The organism is Mycobacteriales bacterium (assembly GCA_035995165.1).
GTDB lineage: Bacteria > Actinomycetota > Actinomycetes > Mycobacteriales > CADCTP01 > CADCTP01.
On sequence record DASYKU010000101.1, the window covers coordinates 1 to 6399 of the forward strand.

Sequence of the window (6399 nt, forward strand, 5' to 3'; positions counted from 1 at the left end):
GCTCCCGGGCAGCGCCGGCTCCCGGGCAGCGCCGGCTCCCGGGCAGCGCCGGCTCCCGGGCAGCGCCGGCTCCCGGGCAGCGCCGGCTCCCGGGCAGCGCCGGCTCCCGGGCAGCGCCGGCTCCGGACGCGGGCTCCCGGACGCGCGATCTGCCGGCGGCGCGGTCTGCCGGCGGCGCGGTCTGCGGCGGGGGCTCCGTGCGCGGGGGCTGCCGGGCGCGGACGCGCGGGCTTCCGGGCGCGCGGGGACGGGTCGCCGGGGGCTCCGGCCGGCAGCGCGGATCCGGCCGTGGCGGATCCGGAGATGGCTCGGGCCCCGGCCGCGGTGTGCGGAGGGGGCCCGAGTGGGGGTGGGTCTAGAAGAGTGCGCGGGAGAGTTCCTTGCGGGCGCCGGTGACGCGGGGGTCCTCGTTGCCGACGACGTTGAACAGCTCGACCAGGCGCAGCCGGACCTGCTCACGCTCGGGGCCGGAGCTGGCCCGGATCGCCGCCAGCAGCCGGGCGAACGCGTTGGAGATCTGACCCTCGGCCAGCTGCAGGTCCGCCGCCGCCATCGCCAGCTCGACGTCGTCCGGCGCGGCATCCGCCTTGGCGATCGCGTCCGGCGCCGCCCCGGTGACCCGCCGCAGCAGCTCGACCTCGCGGATCGCGGCCGCGGCCCGCTCGTGGGCCGGCTCGGCCGCGAGAATCGCCGCGTACTGCCCGATGGCGTCGTCGAAGTCGCCGCGCGCGGTCGCGTCCTCGGCGGCCAGCACCCGCGGGTCCTCCGGCTCCGGCGCCTCCTCGACAGCGACGCCGTCCTCGCCCGGCGTGACCGTCCCGGTCACCTCGACGACCTGGTCCAGGAAGTTGCGCACCTCGTCCTCGGGCAGCGCGCCGGCGAACTCGCCGAGCAGCTGACCCTGGTAGACCGCCTTCACCGCCGGGATGCCCTGCACCCGCAGCGCCTGCGCGATCTGCGGGTTGGCGTCCACGTCGATCTTGGCCAGCACCCAGGCCCCGTCCGCCTGCTCGGCCAGCTTCTCCAGGATCGGCGAGAGCTGCTTGCAGGGCCCGCACCACTCGGCCCAGAGGTCGAGCACGACCGGCGTCCGGAACGAGCGGTCCAGCACCTCGGCCTGGAAGGTCTCCTCGGTGACATCGATCACCGTCACCGGATCGGGCGGACCCTCGCCGTTCGCCACGGCCGTCGCCTGCGCGGCCGCTTGGGCGTCGGCCCGTTCGCGGGCCTCGTTGCGGGCCTGGAGGGCGGAAAGGTCGACCGCGCCCGACAGCGCGGCGGACATGGCAGGACTGGGCGCCGGACCGGCACCACGCTGAGAACGACCAGGCTGCATGGGTCAAGCGTAGTCGCGCCCCGGACCAGTCCTGTCGCGGATCTCCCTGAACCCTCAGATTTAGGGACAGCGTCCCCCTAGAAGCGGGCAGGTTCGGTGTACGCGCCCCACTCGTCGCGCAGCACGCCGCAGATCTCCCCCAGCGTCGCCTCGGCCCGGACCGCGTCGAGCATCGGCGGGACGAGGTTGGCCGTCCCGCGGGCGGCGTCGACCATCGCGGCCAGCGCCGCCCGGACCGCGTCCTCGTCCCGGGCCGTCTTGCGCGCGCCCAGCGCCTTGACCTGCTCGGTCTCGACGTCGCCGGAGATCCGCAGGATCTCCAGCGCCGGCTCGTCGGTGGCCTCGTACACGTTGACGCCGACAACCCGCTTCTCGCGCTTCTCCAGCTTCTGCTGGTACTGGAAGGCGGCCTCGGCGATCTCGCCGGTGAACCAGCCGTCCTCGATCCCGCGCAGGATGCCGGAGGTCATCGTCCCGTCCGAGCCCATCTCCCGGATCCGGGTGAAGATCTCCTCGGCCTGGCGCTCGAGCTCGTCGGTGAGGGCCTCGACGTACCAGGAGCCGCCGAGCGGGTCGGCCACGTTCAGGACGCCGGTCTCCTCGGCGATGACCTGCTGGGTCCGCAGCGCGATCCGGGCCGCCCGCTCGCTCGGCAGCGCCAGGACCTCGTCCAGCGCGTTGGTGTGCAGCGAGTTGGTGCCGCCGAGCACGGCCGCCAGCGCCTCGACCGCGGTCCGCACGATGTTGTTGTCGGGCTGCTGCGCGGTCAGCGAGACCCCGGCGGTCTGGGTGTGGAACCGCAGCCACTGCGCCCGCGCGGTCGTCGCGCCGTACTCGTCGCGCAGCCAGCGGGCCCAGATCCGGCGCGCGGCCCGGAACTTCGCGATCTCCTCGAAGAAGTCGACGTGCGCGTCGAAGAAGAACGACAGCCCGGGCGCGAACTGCTCGATGTCCAGGCCACGGTCCAGGCCCAGCTCGACGTACCCGAACCCGTCGGCGAGGGTGAACGCCAGCTCCTGCGCGGCCGTCGAGCCGGCCTCGCGGATGTGGTAGCCCGACACCGACAGCGGCTTGTACGCCGGGATCTCGGCCGCGCAGAACTCCATCAGGTCGCCGATGAGGCGCAGGTGCGGCTCGGGCTCGAACAGCCACTCCTTCTGCGCGATGTACTCCTTGAAGATGTCGGTCTGCAGCGTCCCGTCCAGCCCGCCGATCGCGATGCCCTGCCGCTCGGCCGCCACCAGGTACATGCAGAAGACCGGGACGGCCGGGCCGCTGATCGTCATCGACGTGGTCACGTCGCCCAGCGGGATGCCGTCGAAGAGCTCCACCATGTCCGCGGCCGAGTCGATCGCGACCCCGCAGTGGCCGACCTCGCCCAGCGCGCGCGGGTCGTCGGAGTCGCGGCCCATCAGCGTCGGCATGTCGAAGGCGACCGACAGCCCGCCGCCGCCCTCGGCCAGGATCAGCTTGTAGCGCTCGTTGGTCTGGCGCGCGTTGCCGAAGCCGGCGAACTGCCGGATCGTCCACGGCCGGCCGCGGTAGCCGCCGGCGTAGAGGCCGCGGGTGAACGGGAACTCGCCCGGCCAGCCGATCCGGTCGAAGTCGGGGACAGGTGCCGCCGGCCCGTAGACGGGCTGCACCTCGACGCCGGAGAGCGTGGTGAAGTCCGCTTCGCGCTTCCGCGAGGCGTCGTACCGCTCCTGCCAGCGCTTGCGTCCGACCTCGATGTCATCCACGACAAAATACTAGGACGTCCAACTAATCTCGGCTACAGGACTCCGGTCACAGGGCAGTCTGGGACTATTCGACCGATTCGGTCGGGGGCTTCTCCTGGAAGTCGCCGGCCTCGGCCCGGACGGACCGCAATGCGGCGAAGGCCTCCTCGCGGGTCGCCTCGTCCAGCGCGCCGAGCCCGAAGTCGATCGCCATCAGGTCGCGGGTGCCGGCCTCGGCGACGTCCCGGCCGTGCGGGGTGATCGAGGCCAGCGCGCCGCGGCGGTCCCGCGGATTGGCCAGCCGTTCGACCAGCCCGGCCGCGGCCAGCCGGGTGATCGCGTTGGTGACGCTGGTCGGGTGCACCATCAGCCGGCTGCCGACCACCTTCAGCGGCAGCGCCCCGGTCCGGCTGAAGTGCAGCAGGACCAGCACCTCGTACCGGGCGAAGGTGAGGCCGTGCGGCCGCAGCACCTCGTCGTACCGGCCGAGCAGGATCTGCTGCACCCGCATGACCGAGGTGGCCACCCGCATGCCGGAGGCCGGGCCCCAGGTCCGTTCCCAGATCTCGCCCGCCCGCACGATCGGGTCGAACGGCAGATCCAGTGGCTTGGGCACGTGCAGACGGTATCGGACGGGGGATTGACAGTGACTGGTCTAGTCTGGTCTAGTCCACCTTGCCGCTGCCGCGCGTCCGATCAGCTCAGCCCACGTCGTCCAGAGGAGCACCATGTTCCGACGTCGCGCGCGCCTGACCGCGGGGATCGCATCCGCCCTGGTCATCGCCGGTCTCGGCCTCGCCCCCGGATCCGCGTCAGCGGCCGGCGGAGTCACTGCAACCTTCACCAAGACCTCGGACTGGGGTACCGGGTACGAGGCCAGCTACAGAATCGCCAACGCCGGAACGGCCGCGACGGCGAGCTGGACACTGGAGTTCGACCTCCCGGCCACGGCCCACGTCACCTCGCTCTGGGAAGGCACCTTCACCCAGACCGGCAACCACGTGACCGTGCACAACGCCGGCTGGAACGGCGTGATCGCGCCCGGCGGCTCGGTGCTGCCGGGCTTCGACGTCGCGTACACCGGGACGTTCGTGGCGCCGGCCAGCTGCCTGATCAACGGCGGCTCCTGCGCCGGCGGCACCACTCCCCCGCCACCGCCGACCGACACCACACCGCCGTCGGTACCGGCCGGGCTGCACTCCACCGCGACCACGTCGACCTCGGTCAACCTGGCCTGGACCGCGTCGACCGACAACGTCGGCGTCACCGGGTACGACGTGTTCAAGAACGGGGCGATGGCGACCACCGTCGCCGGGACGTCGACGACGATCGCCGGGCTGACCGCCAGCACCGCGTACTCGTTCGCGGTCGCGGCCCGGGACGCGGCCGGCAACGTGTCGGCCCGCAGCACCGCGGTCAGCGTCACCACTTCGGCCGGCGGCACCACGCCGCCGCCCCCGCCGCCCGGCGGCCCGCGCAAGGTCGGCTACTTCGCCCAGTGGGGCATCTACGGCCGCAACTTCACCCTCCACACGCTGGACGCGCAGGCGATGGCGGGCAAGCTCACCACGATCAACTACGCCTTCGAGAACGTCGGCACCGACGGCAGGTGCTTCGAGGCCAACGCGCTCGGTCAGGGCGACGCGTTCGCCGACTACCAGAAGACCTTCGACGCGGCCTCCTCGGTCAGCGGCGTCGCCGACACGTTCAGCCAGCCGCTGAAGGGCAACTTCAACCAGCTTCGCGAGCTGAAGGCGAAGTACCCGAACCTGAGCGTGCAGCTGTCGATCGGCGGCTGGACGTACTCGAAGTTCTTCTCCGACGCGGCGCTGACCGCGGCCTCCCGACAGGCGCTGGTCGCCTCCTGCATCGACATGTTCCTCAAGGGCAACCTGCCGCTCGTGCAGGGCGACCCGTCCGGCGGCCCGGGCTCCGCGGCCGGCATCTTCGACGGGATCGACGTCGACTGGGAGTGGCCCGGGTCCGAGGGCAACGTCGGCAACGTGATCCGGCCGCAGGACAAGCAGAACTTCACGCTGCTGATGGCCGAGTTCCGGCGCCAGCTCGACGCGTACGGCGCGACCGTGGGCAAGCACTTCTCGCTCTCGGCGTTCCTGCCGGCCGACCCGGCCAAGATCGCCGCCGGGTTCGAGGTGCCGCAGATCTTCAACTCGCTCGACTGGGGCACCGTGCAGGGCTACGACTTCCACGGCGCGTGGGAGACCACGACCATGCACCAGGCCAACCTGTTCCCGGTCGCGAACGACCCGTCGCCGGTGAAGTTCTCCGACGACCTGGCGATCAGTTCGTACACCTCGGCCGGGGTGGCGGCGTCCAAGCTGCTGCTCGGCCTGCCGTACTACGGGCGGGGCTGGACCGGGGTCGGCGCCACCAACAACGGGCTGTTCCAGTCCGGGACGGCGGCGACGGGCACCTGGGAGGCCGGGATCGAGGACTACAAGGTGCTCAAGAACCGGGCCGGCACCCGGTTCCGGGACACCGCCGCCGGCTCGCTGTGGCTGTACGACGGCACGAACTGGTGGTCGTACGACGACCCGACGGTCATCGCGCAGAAGACCGCGTACGTGAAGACGAAGGGACTCGGTGGGGTGATGGTCTGGGAGCTCGACGGTGACGACGGCTCGCTGACCACCGCGGTGGACACCGGCCTGCGGTAAGGGGGCACCGGAACGGGGCCCGGGGAGGCGTGGCAGCGGACCTCCCCGGGCCTCCGGCACTCTCGCCCCGCCCACTCCGCTCCCCCACCCGGCGCGCCGACCGGCACCGGCGCGCCGGGTGCTCGCTCTGTCCCCGGGCTCAGGCGACCGTGAGGGGCTCGGCGGTCGAGTCCGTGACGACGACGGTGTGTTCGGCGTGGGCGGCCCGGGAACCGTCGACCGTGACGACCCCCCACCCGTCGCGCTTGTGCTTGTAGCGGCCCGCGCCGGCGACGAGCATCGGCTCCAGCGCGACCGTGTTGCCGGGGCGCAGCCGGTACCAGCCGCCCTCCTCGGTCGGCACGTTCGCGATGAACGGGCTCTCGTGCATCCGCCGGCCGATCCCATGCCCGCCGTGGTCGGCCACGTGCTCGTACCCGTGCCGGCGCGCGACCGCGTCGATCGCCGCGGCGACGTCGCGCAGCGTCGCTCCCGGCACCGCCGCCGCGATCCCCGCCGCCAGCGCCTGTTCGGTCGCCGCCCGCAGCGCCGCGTCGGCCGGATCCGGCTGTCCGATGTGGACGGTGACGGCGGCGTCCCCGTTCCAGCCGTCGACGATCGCGCCGCAGTCGACCGAGAGCAGGTCGCCGTCCTTGAGCCGGCGCCCGCTCGGCCGGCCGTGCACGAT

At 72.6% G+C, this 6399-nt stretch carries 5 protein-coding genes; 1 reads left to right on the top strand and 4 read right to left on the bottom strand.

Going from position 1 to position 6399, the window contains the following annotated elements; translation table 11 throughout:
- Window positions 1-355: 355 nt before the first annotated feature.
- From VGP36_17430 to VGP36_17440, 3 genes are all read right to left on the bottom strand, one after another.
- Window positions 356-1285, bottom strand: coding sequence for a tetratricopeptide repeat protein (locus VGP36_17430; protein ID HEV7656500.1), 930 nt, complete (start codon window positions 1283-1285; stop codon window positions 356-358).
- Window positions 1286-1413: 128 nt separating this feature from the next.
- Window positions 1414-3075 carry a methylmalonyl-CoA mutase family protein gene (locus VGP36_17435; protein HEV7656501.1) on the bottom strand — a complete coding sequence of 554 codons (1662 nt, stop codon included), beginning with the start codon at window positions 3073-3075 and terminating at the stop codon, window positions 1414-1416.
- 64 nt (window positions 3076-3139) lie between these two features.
- Window positions 3140-3634 (bottom strand): MarR family transcriptional regulator, encoded by a 495-nt coding sequence (locus VGP36_17440; GenBank protein ID HEV7656502.1) that lies wholly within the window; start codon window positions 3632-3634, stop codon window positions 3140-3142.
- Window positions 3635-3782: 148 nt separating this feature from the next.
- Between VGP36_17440 and VGP36_17445 the strand changes: the two genes are divergently transcribed.
- Window positions 3783-5732: a glycoside hydrolase family 18 chitinase gene (locus tag VGP36_17445; GenBank protein HEV7656503.1), complete on the top strand. Its 1950-nt coding sequence runs from the start codon at window positions 3783-3785 to the stop codon at window positions 5730-5732.
- A gap of 139 nt (window positions 5733-5871) precedes the next feature.
- Here the strand turns inward: VGP36_17445 and VGP36_17450 are convergent.
- On the bottom strand, window positions 5872-6399 hold a 528-nt coding region (locus tag VGP36_17450; GenBank protein ID HEV7656504.1), incomplete at its 5' end, for a M24 family metallopeptidase.